13 protein-coding genes and 1 riboswitch are annotated in these 14,690 nt (G+C 69.4%); of the genes, 6 read left to right on the top strand and 7 right to left on the bottom strand.

Going from position 1 to position 14,690, the window contains the following annotated elements; translation table 11 throughout:
- The coding region (locus G9E11_RS08005) for a glycosyltransferase (RefSeq protein WP_190604579.1) at positions 1 to 769 on the top strand (769 nt) is incomplete at its 5' end.
- A 3-nt stretch (positions 770 to 772) separates the two neighbouring features.
- A complete protein-coding gene (locus G9E11_RS08010) occupies positions 773 to 1,996 on the top strand; it encodes a DNA glycosylase AlkZ-like family protein (protein WP_190604581.1) in 1,224 nt (407 codons plus the stop codon).
- Positions 1,997 to 2,019: 23 nt separating this feature from the next.
- Here G9E11_RS08010 and G9E11_RS08015 read toward each other — a convergent pair whose 3' ends face one another.
- Positions 2,020 to 2,526: a nucleoside deaminase gene (locus tag G9E11_RS08015; protein WP_190604583.1), complete on the bottom strand. Its 507-nt coding sequence runs from the start codon at positions 2,524 to 2,526 to the stop codon at positions 2,020 to 2,022.
- 60 nt (positions 2,527 to 2,586) lie between these two features.
- Here G9E11_RS08015 and G9E11_RS08020 point away from each other — a divergent pair, with 60 nt between their 5' ends.
- The 4 genes from G9E11_RS08020 to G9E11_RS08035 all read left to right on the top strand — a co-directional run bounded on the left by G9E11_RS08020 (position 2,587) and on the right by G9E11_RS08035 (position 5,251).
- Positions 2,587 to 3,420, top strand: coding sequence for a phosphatase PAP2 family protein (locus G9E11_RS08020; protein ID WP_190604585.1), 834 nt, complete (start codon positions 2,587 to 2,589; stop codon positions 3,418 to 3,420).
- Positions 3,421 to 3,432: 12 nt separating this feature from the next.
- Complete coding sequence (gene upp, locus G9E11_RS08025; RefSeq protein WP_190604587.1) at positions 3,433 to 4,068, top strand: uracil phosphoribosyltransferase; 636 nt, start codon at positions 3,433 to 3,435, stop codon at positions 4,066 to 4,068.
- Between the two features lie 78 nt (positions 4,069 to 4,146).
- On the top strand, positions 4,147 to 4,524 hold the full coding sequence (locus tag G9E11_RS08030) for a VOC family protein (protein WP_190604589.1): 378 nt from the start codon (positions 4,147 to 4,149) through the stop codon (positions 4,522 to 4,524).
- 46 nt (positions 4,525 to 4,570) lie between these two features.
- Positions 4,571 to 5,251 (top strand): HAD-IA family hydrolase, encoded by a 681-nt coding sequence (locus G9E11_RS08035; RefSeq protein ID WP_190604591.1) that lies wholly within the window; start codon positions 4,571 to 4,573, stop codon positions 5,249 to 5,251.
- Between the two features lie 10 nt (positions 5,252 to 5,261).
- Here G9E11_RS08035 and G9E11_RS08040 read toward each other — a convergent pair whose 3' ends face one another.
- From G9E11_RS08040 to G9E11_RS08065, 6 genes are all read right to left on the bottom strand, one after another.
- Positions 5,262 to 7,241, bottom strand: coding sequence for an ArnT family glycosyltransferase (locus G9E11_RS08040; RefSeq protein WP_246468818.1), 1,980 nt, complete (start codon positions 7,239 to 7,241; stop codon positions 5,262 to 5,264).
- Between the two features lie 7 nt (positions 7,242 to 7,248).
- The gene (locus G9E11_RS21375) at positions 7,249 to 9,339 is read right to left on the bottom strand and encodes a glycosyltransferase family 39 protein (RefSeq protein ID WP_190604593.1); all 2,091 of its coding nucleotides are present in this window, start codon (positions 9,337 to 9,339) and stop codon (positions 7,249 to 7,251) included.
- A complete protein-coding gene (locus G9E11_RS08050; protein WP_190604595.1) occupies positions 9,336 to 10,805 on the bottom strand; it encodes a bifunctional glycosyltransferase family 2/GtrA family protein in 1,470 nt (489 codons plus the stop codon). The genes G9E11_RS21375 and G9E11_RS08050 overlap by 4 nt, the downstream gene beginning before the upstream one ends.
- Positions 10,806 to 11,049: 244 nt before the next feature.
- A complete protein-coding gene (locus G9E11_RS08055) occupies positions 11,050 to 11,925 on the bottom strand; it encodes an aggregation-promoting factor C-terminal-like domain-containing protein (RefSeq protein WP_190604597.1) in 876 nt (291 codons plus the stop codon).
- Between the two features lie 3 nt (positions 11,926 to 11,928).
- Positions 11,929 to 12,084: riboswitch (cyclic di-AMP (ydaO/yuaA leader) on the bottom strand.
- Positions 12,085 to 12,188: 104 nt separating this feature from the next.
- Positions 12,189 to 13,802 carry a sensor histidine kinase gene (locus G9E11_RS08060; protein WP_311764321.1) on the bottom strand — a complete coding sequence of 538 codons (1,614 nt, stop codon included), beginning with the start codon at positions 13,800 to 13,802 and terminating at the stop codon, positions 12,189 to 12,191.
- Between the two features lie 3 nt (positions 13,803 to 13,805).
- A complete protein-coding gene (locus tag G9E11_RS08065; RefSeq protein WP_190604599.1) occupies positions 13,806 to 14,546 on the bottom strand; it encodes a response regulator transcription factor in 741 nt (246 codons plus the stop codon).
- Between the last annotated feature and the right edge of the window lie 144 nt (positions 14,547 to 14,690).

Here is a 14,690-nt window from a genome sequence, read left to right on the forward strand (position 1 = left end):
CGCCGCGGCCGAGATCAGCCGGCGGCACGGCCTGGCCGGCGTCCGCGCGGCGCTGCCCGGAACCGAACGCGGCCCGGTGGCGGCCGGATCCGAGCCCCCGCGCCTGCTGGCCGTGGCGGCACTGCTGCCGAACAAGGACCAGTTGGTTCTCCTCGATGCGCTGGCCCGGCTGCAGGATATGGAGTGGACGGCGGCCCTCGTCGGATCGGCCACGGCGGACCCCGACTACGCCCGCCAGGTCACGGCTGCAGTAGACCGCTATGGCCTGAGCAGCCGGGTGCAGCTGCCCGGCGAACTGACCGGCGACGCGCTGGAGCGGCAGTGGGACGCCGCCGACCTGAGCCTGCTGGTCTCCAGGGTGGAGGCTTTCGGCATGGCGGTCACCGAGTCCGTGGCTCGTGGGGTGCCGGTCATCGTCCGGGCCGGCACGGGGGCGGTGGAGGCACTGGGGCTGGGGGCGGAAACCGCCCAAGGGCCTCCGGACGGTGCTGGACCCGCCCTGCCCGGTGCCGGACCTGCCCTGCCCGGCGCCGCCGTCGAACTGAGAAGTGAACCTGAAACCGGGGAAGCGGACCCGGAGCCGCTGGCGGCCCTGCTGCGCAGCTGGCTCACAGATCCCGGGCTGCGCGCCGAATGGCGCCGGCGGGCCCTCGCCGGCAGGGAACTCCTGCCCGGCTGGGACGCCACTGCGCGGCAGGTGCTCGGCTACGTGGCGCCGAAAGCATCGCCGGGCGGCCATTCCTCGCAATCGCCTGCTGATGGAGAATGAGGCATGACCAGCCACGTCCCGTCTGCCGCCACCCTGCCAACCGCTGAAGCCCTCACCCCGGAGCTGCTCCGCACCTGGGCCTGGCACCGGCAGGGGCTCGACGGCACACTAGAAGGCCGCACGCCGCAGGAGGTGCTCGCCGCGGCGGGCTGGGCGAGGTCCGTGGGCGGCGCCAACCCGTACCTGACCCTCTTCGCGCGCGCCGGAATCCGGCGCGAGCAGGTGGATGAAGACGTCCGCGAACTCAGGATCCACGAACTGCCCACCGCCCGCGGCTGCACCTACGTGCTGGGCAGGGAAGACTTCGACTGGGCACTCAGTCTGGGTAAAAGCGCCGAAGAGGCCTTCCGGGTGCTGGCGCGGCTCGGCGTCGACCGCGGCGAAATCACTCTGCTGGAGGAACAGATCCTGCACGTCCTCGACGAAGCCGACGGTCCGCTGGACCCCAGGCAGCTCAAGGAGGAGCTGGGGGAGTCGGTGCGGAGCCTGGGCGAGGAAGGCAAGAAAAAGGGGGCCGCCACCACTCTGCCCACGGCGCTGGGACTGCTGCAGGCAGACGGCCGGATCCGCCGCGTTCCGGTCAACGGGCGCCTGGACCAGCAGCGCTACGCTTACGCCCCGTGGGGCTTGCCGCCCAGCCGGCTCGGCCCCGAAGGCGCCCGCGAGGAACTGATCCGCCGCTACCTCGGCTGGACGGGCGGCGCCACCGTCAAGCAATCCCAGTGGTTCACCGGCTTCACCCTCACCGACAGCAAGGCGGCGCTCGCGGCCGCCGGGGCCGTTGAGGTGCTCACCGCCGCCGGCGACGTGCTCTGGATGCTGCCGGCCGACGTCGAACGCCTCGCGGACTTCACTCCGCCGGAAGGGGAACAGATCCAGCTACTGGCCGGCACCGATTCGCTGGTGCTGCACCGGCGGAACGCGGCGGACCTGTTTGCGGACGAGGACCGGGACCGGAAGCTGCTGAACGCCACCCTGGCGCTGCAGGCGGACCTGCCTGACCATCCCATCTTTGACCGCGGCAGGATCATGGGGCTCTGGCAGTACGATCCCGGCAGGGAAAGGATCGCGGCCTGGCTCTTTGCCGGCCGGACGCCGGCCGTCGAGCAGCGCATCGCCGAGGTTGAGGCATGGATCCGGGAGGACCTGGGCGACTTCCGCTCCTTCAGCCTGGATTCACCGGCGTCCCGCCAGGAGCGGATCGACGCGCTGGACGCCGCCGGCTAGCAGTACGGGTTAGGCCCGGCCCGTTAGCTGCCGGTGCGGTGCGCCGCGAAGAACTCCCGCAGCAGCATGCCGCATTCCTCCTCCTGCACGCCGGCGTAAACCTGCACCCAATGGTTCAGGCGGCGCTCGCGCAGAATGTCGAATACGGATCCCGCCGCCCCCGCCTTCTCATCCCAGGCCCCGAACACCACGCGGTGGATCCGCGCCAGAACGACCGCGCCGGCACACATGGCGCACGGCTCCAGGGTCACCACCAGGGTGCAGTCCTCCAGCCGCCAGCCGTCGCCGCTGCCGCCGTCGAGCGCCGCATGGTCCCGCAGCCGCGCGGCGGCCTCACGGATGGCCACCACCTCGGCGTGCGCGGTGGGGTCCCCGAGGGCCTCGCGCTCGTTGCGACCGGTACCCAGGACCGTCCCGTCCGGACCGATCACGACGGCGCCGATGGGCACATCCTCGGTGGCCAGGGCCCGCCGGGCTTCTTCGAGGGCAAGGCCCATCCATTCCAGGTGTTGCGGATCTGCCGGGGCCATGGGTCAATGATAGTTTCGAAGGATACTTAGCATCGGACAACGCAAGCGCCGGGAGTAACGATGAAGTCCCTGACTGAGCGGTACGGCAGGTGGCTCGGGCCCTACGCGGCACTATGGATCACCCTGATCATCGGCGGCTTCCTGGTGGTGGTCCTGACGCTCCTCAGCGCCGAGGTATACAACAGCGTCGTGGACCAGGACGGCGTCTCGGGACTGGATAAACCCGCCCTCCAGCTGGCCAAGGAGTACCGGAGCCCCGGCCTCGACTCGGCCGTTACGGCCTTCACGAACATCGGCGGCGGCATTGGCATGCCCATCCTGGCAAGCATCCTCGTTGCCTGGCTGATCTACGTCAGCCGCAGCTGGCGGCCGCTCATCCTGGTGGGCGGCGCCGCGGCAGTCTCCGTCACCGCCACCAGCGTGGGCAAGACCCTGCTGGGCCGCACCCGTCCCGACCACATCGACGCCGTTCCGCCGTTCGAATTCTCGCCGTCGTTCCCCAGCGGGCACACGCTGAACACCACCGTGGTGATCAGCATCGTGGTGTACCTGATGTGCCTGCAGTTCCGGAAGACCTCGGCACGAACGTGGGTGATCATTGCAGGCGCCGCGTTCATCATCGCCATGGGACTGAGCCGGGTGTTCCTCGGCCACCACTGGCTGACGGACGTGATGGCCGCCTGGCTGATCGGGGCGGCCTGGGTTGCCGTGGTGATCCTGGCCCACCGGCTGTTCCATGTCATCCGCCGGCGCGAGCATGCGGGCCCCGCGCCCACGTTCGAGCACCCGGCCCACCTCAAGGACAGCAAAGCCGGACAGAAGGAGCGCCTGCAGGGGACTCCCGATGCCGGGGGAGGAACCGGAAACCGGGGCGGGGAGCCAAGCCCCGGGTGATAGTTTTGACCCATGCGCACACTCGTCGTGGACCATCCGCTGGTCGCCCACAAGCTCACCGTCCTGCGGGATAAGAACACCCCCTCGCCGGTCTTCCGCGAGCTCACGGAGGAGCTGGTCACGCTCCTCGCCTACGAGGCCACACGCGACGTCCGCACCCAGCCGGTCACCATCGAAACCCCGGTAGCCACCACTGTGGGCACCGCGTTCACCAAACCCACCCCCTTGGTGGTTCCCATACTGCGCGCCGGGCTGGGCATGCTCGAGGGCATGACCAAGCTGGTCCCCACCGCCGAAGTGGGTTTCCTGGGCATGGCCCGCGACGAGGAAACCCTGGACATCATCACCTACGCGGAGCGGCTGCCGGATGACCTTTCCGGCCGCCAGATCTTCGTGCTGGACCCCATGCTCGCCACCGGCGGCACGCTGCGTGAGGCCATCAAGTTCCTGTTCAAGCGCGGCGCCGCCGACGTCACCTGCATCTGCCTGCTGGCCGCTCCGGAGGGCCTGGCCAGGCTGGAGGAGGAACTCAAGGACGCCAACGTCACCATCGTCCTGGCCTCCATCGACGAGAAGCTGAACGAGAAGGCCTACATCGTGCCGGGCCTGGGCGACGCCGGCGACCGGCTGTACGGCATCGCCGGCTAGGCCAGCCCGCAAGGTTCGGCCAAGACCCTGCGCCGGAGGTCTTCCGGTGCGCAGGGCGCCCCGGCTAGCCTGTGCACCATGGACTGGAAACTTGAACTCGTCTTCGTGCCCGTGTCCGATGTGGACCGCGCCAAGGATTTCTACGTCAACAAGGTCGGATTTAACGCCGACTACGACGAACGGCCCATGGACGGGCTCCGCTTCGTCCAGCTAACCCCGCCCGGCTCGGGCTGCTCGATCGCCATCGGGGAGGGCCTGAACGACGCTCCTCCGGGCACGGCGCCGAGCCTGCAGCTGGTGGTCAGCGACATCAACAAAGCCCATGACCAGCTCAAAACGAACGGCGTGGACGTCAGCGACGTGGACGTCCAGGACTGGGGCCACTTCGTCTACTTCGCCGACCCCGACGGCAACAAATGGGCGGTGCAGTACCTCCCCAACCGGCCGAACGGCTGACCTCCGAAAAACACGTTGGCGGACCGGATGAGGCAGGATGGAAGCCATGAGCCTTCCTGCCGAATCCGCCACCATCACGCTGACGGCCCGGGCCGTCCTCTTCGACATGGACGGCACCCTGGTTGATTCCACCGCCATCGTGGAGCGCGTGTGGACCGAGTTCGCCGGACGCTACGGCCTTGATATCGCGGAAATCCTCCGCACCTCCCACGGAGTGCAGGCGCTGGATACTGTCCGCCGCTTCGCGCCGGAGGGCGCCGACATCCATGCCCTGGCCGCAGAACTGGGACAGATGGAGCTGACCGAGACCGCCGGCATCGTCGCCGTGCCGGGTGCGCTGCAGCTGCTCGAGTCCCTGCCGGCCGACGCCGTGGCCCTGGTGACATCGGCGTCGCACGGCCTCGCCACCGTCCGGATGGCGGCGGCAGGGGTGGAGATGCCGGCGGCGGTTGTCACGTCCGAGGACGTGTCCCGCGGCAAGCCGCACCCCGAGGGCTACCTGCTGGGCGCGTCCCTGCTCGGGGCGGACCCCTCGGAGGCAGTGGTTTTCGAGGACGCTCCTGCGGGCATCGCGGCAGGAGTCGCTGCCGGCATCCGGACCGTCGCGGTGGGCCCGAACACCGGCGTCCTGCCCGACGGCGTGCTGCACATCCCGGATTACACTGCCGTTACCGCCTGGGTGGAAACCGGCGAGGACGGTCGCCCGGCGATCTCCCTGCGGCTGTAGCCGGCGTCTGTCAGGACAGGTCGTAGACCGTGGCGCCGCCTATGGTTTCGGCCTGGAAGGTGGCCGCCACCCACGCCGAGATGCGCGCTGCCGCGTCGGACCCGGTTTCACCCTGCATCATGCTTCCGCCAATGAAGTAGTGAATTTTTCCGTCCGCCACGAACTGCCGGAACTCCTCCAGCGTGGGCGCGGGATCGGTCCCGTTGAACCCTCCCACCGCCATGACCGGCAGTTCGGCGGCGAGCTGGTAGCCGGCCGCGTTGTTGGAACCCACGACGGCGCCGGCCCAGGTGTAGCTTGCCGCGTCCGTCTTCAGCGCGGTCACCAGGGCGTCCGACGGCGTGCTGGCACCCAGGAGGCCGCCCATCCCGCCCCCGCGGCCGCCGAATCCGCCCGGGGTACGGGTGGAGTTTGCCGTGCCGGGATTCGCGAGCGCGCCCGGCCCGGCCAGCGTTCCTTGCCGGCCAAAGTTGCCCGGCCCGGCGAAGTTGCCGAGGGCTCCCGTTGCGGCCGGCCCGGCGCTGACGATCGCGCCGGAATGCGCAGTCGCCGCGGTGGTGAGCGAGTAGACCAGCGGCGCAGCGAGTGCCGCAGCAACTGCGGCAGCCGCCGTCGTGCGCTGCAACGCCCTACCGGCCCCGCCGGAAGGCGTGAGCGGGAGGAGCAGCAGGACCACGGCCACCAACGCGGAGACCAGCACCAGCCAGCGGAGCCACGGGACGTAGGCGGGGGAGCGGCCCAGCAGCTGGAAGGCCATGGCGCCGGCGGCTGCCCCCGCCGCGGCGAGCGGTACCGCCGCGGCCGGCAGGGAACGGCGCTGCCAGAGCAGGATGCCGCCCAAGCCCGCGAGGCCGGCGATTCCCGGTGCCAGGGCCACCATGTAGTAGGGATGAATGATGCCGGCCATGAAGCTGAACGTCAGTCCCGTGACTAGCACCCAGAGGCCCCAGACCACGACGGAGGCCCGGACGGTATCGGTCCGACGGGCGCGCCGGCCGATCCACAGCAGGGCTCCGGCGAGGATCAGGACGGACGGCAGGAGCCAGGCAATCTGCCCGCCGAACTCGGTGTTGAAGAGCCGCAGCAGCCCCGGCGTTCCCCAACCGTTCCCGCCGCCGACGCTGCCGGTCTCGTCGCCGTTGAGCCGGCCCAAGCCGTTGTACCCGAGAGTCAGTTCAAGGATGGAGTTGGTCTGCGAGCCGCCGATGTAGGGGCGGTTTTCGGCGGGGATCAGCTCGACGGCGGCCAGCCACCACCCGGCCGACACCGCCAGTGCCGCTCCGGCGCCTGTCAGCTGAAGCAGGCGTTTCCCGAGGCTGACCGGGGCGGCGACCAGGTACGCCGCTGCGAGTCCCGGCACTACCAGCAGGACCTGCAGCTGCTTGGTCAGGAAACCGAAGCCCAGGAACACTCCGGCCAGTAGGAGCCAGCGGAAGCGCGCGTCCTGGATGGCGCGCAGCACCGCATAGGCGGCCGCCGTCATGAGCAGCACCAGCAGCGCGTCCGGGTTGTTGAAGCGGAACATCAGGGTGGCCACCGGCGTCAGTGCCATAACGGCGCCGGCCAGCAGGCCGCTCAGGTGGGCCAGCCGGTCGTCCCCTGTGGCGGGCCTGGCGGCGCGGCGCACGGCCAGATAGAGCAGCCATGCCGTGGCGACGCCCATCAGCGCCTGGGGGACCAGAATGCTCCAGGAATTGAGTCCAAACAGGCGCACCGAGAGGCCGGTGACCCACAGGGCAGCCGGCGGTTTGTCCACGGTGATGGCGTTGGCGGAGTCGGACGAGCCGAAGAACCACGCCGTCCAGTCCTGGGACCCGGCCTGGGCCGCCGCCGAGTAGAAGGCGTTGGCCCAGCCGGAGGCGCCCAGGTTCCACAGGTAGAGGAAGGACGTGCCGAGCAGGAGCCCGGCGAGTTCCAGCCGGGGGCGCAGCGGTGCGCGCAGCCGCGTTGCGGCCGCCGCCCGGAGACGCGGAAGAGCGTAGGTGGTCATGGCTTGCCTAGTCGGTCAGCTTGTAGACGGTGGAGTTGCCCACGGTCTGGGCGTGGAAGTTGGCGGCAACCCAGGCGGCCACCTCGGAGTTTCCGCCGCGTCCGCCGCCTCCGCCCATCCCGCCGCCGGAGATGAAGTAGCCGATCTCACCGTTGGCGACCATCTCCTGGAACTGGGCGAGGGTGGGGTAGGGGTCGCCGCCGTTCCAGCCGCCCAGGGCAATCACGCTGGTGCCCGTGGCGAGTTCCAGGCTGGCTGCCTGGCTGGCGCCGGAAACGATCCCGGACCAGTTGGCGGTGCTGGCCTTGAGCAGTGCGGTGAGTTCGGAGTTCGCCGTACCGGCACCGTCGGGACCCATGGCACCGTCGGGTGCGTTGCCGCCGAAGGCAGCGCCACCGTAGCTTGAGCCGTTGGGGGCCAGGCGGGAACCGTCGGGGGCCAAACCGGAACCGTCTGCCAGCCCCGAGCCGGACGTGCCCGGTCCGGCAAAGCCGGCGCGTCCGCCCTGCCCGCCCATCGCGGAGGCGGTGGGGCCCGACGTCGGAATTGAGCCGGAGTGGGGCTGGGCTGCGGTGGCGAAGGTCCACGCAGTACTGCCGAGCCCGCCGGCCAGCAGCGAAACCGCCACGACAGTCGCCGTCGCCGTCCTGCGGAACCGGGCGGGAACAGCCTGGAGTGAGTCGACCCGGAGCAGCAGCGCGACGGCGGCCAGCACGCCGAGGATCACCACGGCCACCCTGATCCAGGGCAGCCAGGTGGCGTCGCGTCCCAGCAGCACCGAGGACCAGACCGACGCGGCCAGGACCGCGGCGGCCAGCGTGATCCGTGCCGGCCAGTAAGCACGGCCGCGCCACAGCTCCGCGGCGCCGATGCCCACCAGTGCGGCAATTGCCGGGGCCAACGCAACGGCATAATACGGGTGGACAGTGCCGCTCATGAAGCTCAGGATGCCGGCGGTGACCAGGAGCCAGCCACCCCAGAGGACCAGGGCTGCGCGGGTACGGGATGTGCGTGCTTCACGGCGGGTGAACCACAGGCCCGCAACCAGCAGGGTCAGGGCCGATGGAAGCAGCCAGGACACCTCGCGCCCGAAGCTGGTCCCGAACATCCGGGTGATCCCCGCGGTACCGCCGAAGCCGACATTGCCGCCCATGCCACCGCCACCGCCGGGCATGCCGCCAGCGCCGCCTTCGGAGCCGGTGATGCGGCCCAGGCCGTTGTAGCCGAAGGTCAGTTCCAGGAAGCTGTTGGTCTCGGACCCGGCCATGTAGGGCCTGGCCGATGCAGGCGTGAGCTGGAACAGGGCGATGTAGCTGCCGGCCACCAGCATGATGCCACCTGCCGCGGCGAGCAGGTGCAGGAAACGCCGTCCGAGCGTGGCGGGGGCAGCCCAGAGGTAGGCCAGTGCGAGGCCGGGAACGATCAGGAAGCCCTGGAGCATCTTGGTCAGGAAGGCCAGGCCGATCACTGCACCGGCCGCCGCCAGCCACTTCCAGCCGGCCTCTTCAATGGCCCGGGTGGTCAGGTAGGCGGCCAGTACCAGGCACAGGGTGAGCAGCGCGTCGGGGTTGTTGAACCGGAACATCAGCGCGGCCACCGGGGTCAGTGCCAGTACGCCGCCGGCGAGCAGTCCCGCCGACGCTCCGGAGATGCGCTTGACCGTGAGGTAAAGGAGTCCGACGGCGGCCACGCCCATGAGTGCCTGCGGCACCAGCATGCTCAGCGGCGAGAAGCCGAAGACGCGGCCCACGAGGGCCGGTATCCACAGCGCCGCCGGGGGCTTGTCCACGGTGATCGCGTTGCCGGCGTCGAGGGAGCCGAACAGCAGCGCCGTCCAGTCCTTGGTGCCCGCCTGGACGGCTGCCGCGTAGAAGGAGTTGGCGTATCCCGTGGCTTCGAGGTTCCACAGGTACAGCACGGCGGTGAATCCGAGCAGGGCGGCGGCCGAGGGCCGGATCCAGCGGGGCTGGTTTCCCAGCAGCAACCGGGACGCCTTTCGCTGCGATGTGGCGACGTGGGTGGCCCGGTCTTCGGAGACAGTCGGCGCGGGGTGGGTCTGGTCTGTCGTCTGGCCTGGGGGAGTGACGGTGGTGCTCATGAATGTGCCGTTTCTGTGGCCGGGGCGGATGCCTGCGGAAGGGAAGCCCCGGAGGCGGCGGGATCTGCTGGAGCGGTGCCAGGAGCGGCGGCAGGACCTGCGGTAGCGATGGCGGGAATTGGCCGCCGTCGGAACACCCACAGCCGGAACAGCAGGAACTTCACCGCGGTGGCCGCGAGGTTCGCGGCGGTGACCGTTGCGAGCTCAAGCCAGCGGTCCGGCGTCGTGCCTCCCGGCAGTGCGCCGCTGTGGACCAGGGCGAGCGCACCGGAAGTGAGGGCGAGCCCGATCCCGAAAACCAGCAGCCCTTCAAAGTGGTGGCGGGCAACATCGCTGTTGCCGGCGATGCCGAACGTGAAGCGCCGGTTCGCGGCCGTGTTGGCCACGGCCGTGGTGAGCAGGGCCAGCAGGTTGGCCAGCTGCGGGTCCATCAGGTTGCGGCAGAGGTAGAAGAGAACCAGATACGCCAGGGTGGAGGCCACGCCGATGGTGCCGAACCGCACCAGTTGACCGAACAGGCTGCCGCCCGGGTTCTGCTCCTGGCTGCGTGAGGCGGCGGGGAGGGGACCGCGGGCAAGCGCAGCGCGGAGTTCCGCAACGGGGATGCGGCCGGTGACCATGTCCTTGCTGAGCCGGGCCATGCCGCGCATATCGGCGAGGGCCGTCTGGACGATGTCCACGCTGGAGTTGGGGTCGTCGGTCCAGTCCACCGGCACCTCGTGGACGCGGAGGCCGCACCGCTCGGCGAGAACCAGCAGTTCGGTGTCGAAAAACCAGGCGGTGTCCACGGTGTGCGGCAGGATCCGCTGGGCGATGTCGGCGCGGATGGCCTTGAAACCGCACTGCGCATCGCTGAAGTGGGCGGCCATCAGGGACTGCAGCATGAAGTTGTAGCTGCGGGAGATGAATTCGCGCTTCGGCCCACGGACCACCCGCGAGTTGCGGGTCAGCCGCGTGCCGATGGCCAGATCAGAGTGGCCGGACATCAGTGGTGCCAGGAGCGGACCCAGCGCAGCCAGGTCGGTGGAGAGGTCCACGTCCATGTAGGCCAGGACGGGTGACGGCGAAGCCAGCCAGACCTTCCGCAGGGCGTTGCCGCGGCCCTTCTCCGCGAGGTGCACCACGGTGACCTCGCGGAGTTCCCGGGCCACGCGTTCGGCAGCCTTGAGCGTGCCGTCGGTGCTTGCGTTGTCCGCGACGGTGATGCGGAACGAGTGCGGGAAGGTGCCGCGCAGGTAAGCGTGGAGCCGGCGGAGGCACTCCTCCAGGTCGCGTTCCTCGTTGTAGACCGGGATGGTCACGTCCAGGACAGGTACCGCGGTGGCGGTGTCGATGGGCGACCGCCGGCTGTGCCGGATCAGGTGCGCAGGGGCGTGTCCTGCCGCGGCAGCTCCTGCGGGCGCGTGCGGCTTGGTGCGCAGCGGGGGGTGCGGCTGGGTTCCTGAGGCTTGGTCAGTGATGGTCATGCCTCAACAGTGGCCGCCGCTGTTATGAGGGTTTTAGGGCCAAGCTGTGCGGGGGCTGTGGAAGTGATTTCGGCGCTCGCCGCAGCACCAGCTGTGGTTGACGCCGAGGTGGTGGACGCCGCGGCCCACAATTCTGCACCACTTTCCGGCGGCACGAAGAGCAGGGACGCAGAAGGGCCCCTAGCCCGTCACCCTAAAGGGGTGCAGAAATGCTCGTCATCGGCCGGCTTGGCCACGGGAACGCTCAGTACCAGTTGTGGGCGAGGTGCCAGTTCAGCGCGCCGCACGGGGAGTCATAGCGCTCCTTGATGTAGTCCAGGCCCCAGTTGATCTGGGTGCGGTAGTTGGTGCGGTAGTCCGCCCCGGCGGTCGCCATCTTCTCGGCCGGCAGTGACTGGACGATGCCGTAGGCACCGCTGCTCGCGTTGGTGGCCGTCGTGCGCCATTCCGATTCCTTGGTCCAGAGCCGCTTCAGGCACTGCATCTGGTCTGCGGCCCAGCCGAAGGACCCCAGCTTGCTGGCCGCGTAGGCCTTCGCGCCGGCCGGATCATTCAGCGCAACAGGCGCAGCGGCCTTGGCCTTGGCAGCGGCGGCCGTCTTCGCGGCGACGGCCTTGGCAGCGGCTGCGTTCGCCTTGGCAACCGCGGCCGCGTTGGCAGCGGCGGCATTCTTGGCAGCGGTGGCCTTGGCGGCGGCAGCCTCTGCGGCGGCTGCCTTGGCTGCTGCAGCTTTCTTGGCAGCGGTGGCCTTGGCGGCGGTGGCCTTGGTGGCGGCCTGGTCCGAGGACTGGGCTGACAGCGCTGCCGCGGACGGGGCCGGGAGGGCGGAGATGAGCGTCTTGTCGAAGCTCAGGGTCTGCCCGGCGTCGGCGGTCGCAGCTGCCGTCGGGGCGGCGGAAGGCGCAGCCTGGTCGGCCGCCTGGCCTGCGGCGCCGACGCCAACGAGCACGGCTGCGGCAGTGGTCAGGACGGCTGCCCGGCGCCCGAAGGACGGAAGGCTTCCGGTCAAGCGGCCCCACGCCGTCGCAGGCCGGGCCGGCTCTGCACGGTGACGGGAAATCGTGCGGTCAGACTGCTGGGAGGCGCGATCAGGGCGCGCCTGTGCCTTGAATTCAGACATGGTTGATTGCCTCTCAACACCTGCGGAGTTAGCTGTCGGGTTCGGATGAGGTCATCCGGCCGCACGGAAAATTCACGTGTCGGCTTCACCCCAAGGGCTGATGCGGAAAGCCCGGGACTCTGGTTCCCCCGCCTCTGCCTGAACTAGCGGACTCCGGGAAGCGGCAGAGCTGGGCGTCAATCCGGAGATGCGGCTCTAGTGGTGGCCGCACTCTATCGACCGTACAGGAGGCTTCTGATTAAGTCACATTTAGATAACGGACATCACGACGACGGCGCGGCGCCTTGCGTAGGCAGCTGGACAGCAAATTCCGTCCGGCCAGGCCGGGACGTGACCTCCACTGTGCCGCCGTGCGCCTCCACGATTGACTGCACGATGGACAGGCCCAGGCCGCTGGTTCCCTCTGCCGACGCGACCCCCGATTCGCCCTGCGATACCGCGGTACGCAGGGCGCTTTGCGCGCCTGTGCCGCCGGCAGCAGAACCCTTCGCAGCCGCGGATGTGGGTGCCAGGGACGCCTGTGCCGGGGTGGCACGTGACGCGTCTGCGCGGGCGAAGCGCGCGAAGACCTTGTCCACGAATTCGGGCGGGATGCCGGCGCCGTCGTCCGTGACCGTAATCACAGCGCTGCCGTCCGCCGACGGCATCACGCCGGTAGTCACCGTGGTGCCGGGCGGGGTGTGCTTGCGGGCATTCGATAGCAGGTTGACCAGCACCTGGTGCAGCTGCGACGCATCACCCCGAACCGACACAGGTTCCTCGGGAAGATCGAGGTGCCACGCCCGGTCCGGTGCCATGACTTTTCCGTCGCTGACGGTCTCAATCACGAGCTGCGTAAGGTCCACGTCGCTGAGCTTGAGCGGCTGGCCGTCGTCGAGCCGGGCCAGCAGCAAAAGGTCCTCCACCAGGGCGGCCATGCGTTCCGACTGGCTCTGCACGCGTGCCAGGGACCGCTGGCCGTCCGGCGTGAACTTTTCGGTCATGTGCATCAGCTCGGTGTAGCCGCGGATGGCCGTGAGCGGCGTGCGGAGCTCGTGGGAGGCGTCCGCCACGAACTGCCGCACCTTCACTTCGCTTTCCTGCCGGGCTTCCAGCGCGTTCGAGACGTTGTCCAGCATCTGGTTCAGGGCGTGACCCACGCTGCCCACTTCGGTTCCGGGATGGGCGTTCGACGGCGGGACGCGGACGGCGAGCGCCACCTCACCGGCGTCCAGCGGCAGGCGCGACACCTGGGTGGCCACCTCGGAGAGCTGCTCCAAGGGTTTCATGGTGCGGCGGATGAGCACCGTCCCGGCCAGGCCGATCAGCACGAGGCCGCCCAGCGAGACGATGGTGATGGTCCACACGAGCGACGTCAGGGTGTTCTGCTTTTCCGCGAGGGGGAGCCCGGTGACGATCACGTCCCCGTAGGGCGCCTGGGCGGCGACCAGGCGGTAGGTGCCGGAGGACAGTGTGCGTTCGACGGGCACGCCGTCGCGGCGGAGCGCCAGGAGGACCTGGCCGTCCGTGGCCGACAGCGAGGCGAATGTGGCGTCGGTGGCAATGACGCCTGCGCTGATGACCCTGCCGTCCTCGATCCGGGCCGTCACGGTGCCGACCCGCTGGCCACGGGCGCCCAGCGGATCGGGCTTGGTGCCGGGGTTGCCCTGGGGTGGCCGCCCGAACTCGCTGGAGCGGTGGGCAGCGTCCGCGAGCTGCTTGTCCAGCTGCTGGGTCAAATAGGAGTCCATCGAGGCGTAGCTGAACAGGCCGATCGCGCCGCAGATGGCCACCAGAAGGGCCATGGCAACGAGGACCAGGCGCGTGCGGAGGTGCCAGGTGTCCGGTTTCAGCCAGCTTCGGCGCTGGGTACGGACTGCACCGGAAAGGTTTGCCACGGCCTACTCTGCCGGCTTGATGACATAGCCCGCCCCGCGGACCGTGTGGATCATCGGCGGGTGCACGGCATCCACCTTTTTGCGCAGGTAGGAGATGTACAGTTCGACGATGTTGGCCTGACCGCCAAAGTCGTAATTCCACACCCGGTCCAGGATCTGGGCCTTGCTGACCACGCGCCTGGGGTTCTCCATGAGGTAGCGCAGGAGTTCGAACTGGGTGGCTGTCAGCTGCAGCTCGTCGCCGGCGCGGGTGACTTGGCGTGTGTCGAGGTTCAGCACGAGGTCGCCCACCACCAGCTCGGCGGAGTCCATGGCCGCGGCGCCCGAGCGCTGGACCAGCCGGTGCAGCCGCAGCAGGACTTCCTCCATGCTGAACGGCTTGGTGACGTAGTCGTCGCCGCCCGCGGCGAGGCCCACGATGCGGTCCTGCACCGCGTCCTTGGCGGTGAGGAACAGGGCCGGGACCTCCGGCGCGAAGGCGCGGATCCTGCCCAGGAGCTCGACGCCGTCGAACCCGGGAAGCATCACGTCAAGCACCAGCACATCCGGGCGGAACTCCTTGGCGAGCTTCACGGCCGCGGGGCCGTCGGCGGCGACGGCGACCGACCAGCCGGCCATGCGCAGGCCCATGCTCATGAGCTCCGAGAGGCTCGGCTCGTCGTCGACCACCAGGGCGCGGATGGGGGATCCGTCCGGGTGGGTCAGCTGGGGGAGGTTGTTGGTCATGGAGTGCGAAGTGGCCATGTGACAACTCTCCGTCCTGGTGTTTAGCCGCCGCTTTGGCAACCCTGTGCGCCAGCTGTGAATCCCAGCCTAGCGAGCTGAAAGGCGCCGAACGCATTTTTCAGGTCACAGCAATGGCTCTTGCGCCGCACAGGCCAATCACAG

It is taken from the genome of Arthrobacter ipis (genome assembly GCF_014694315.1).
Classification (GTDB): domain Bacteria; phylum Actinomycetota; class Actinomycetes; order Actinomycetales; family Micrococcaceae; genus Arthrobacter; species Arthrobacter ipis.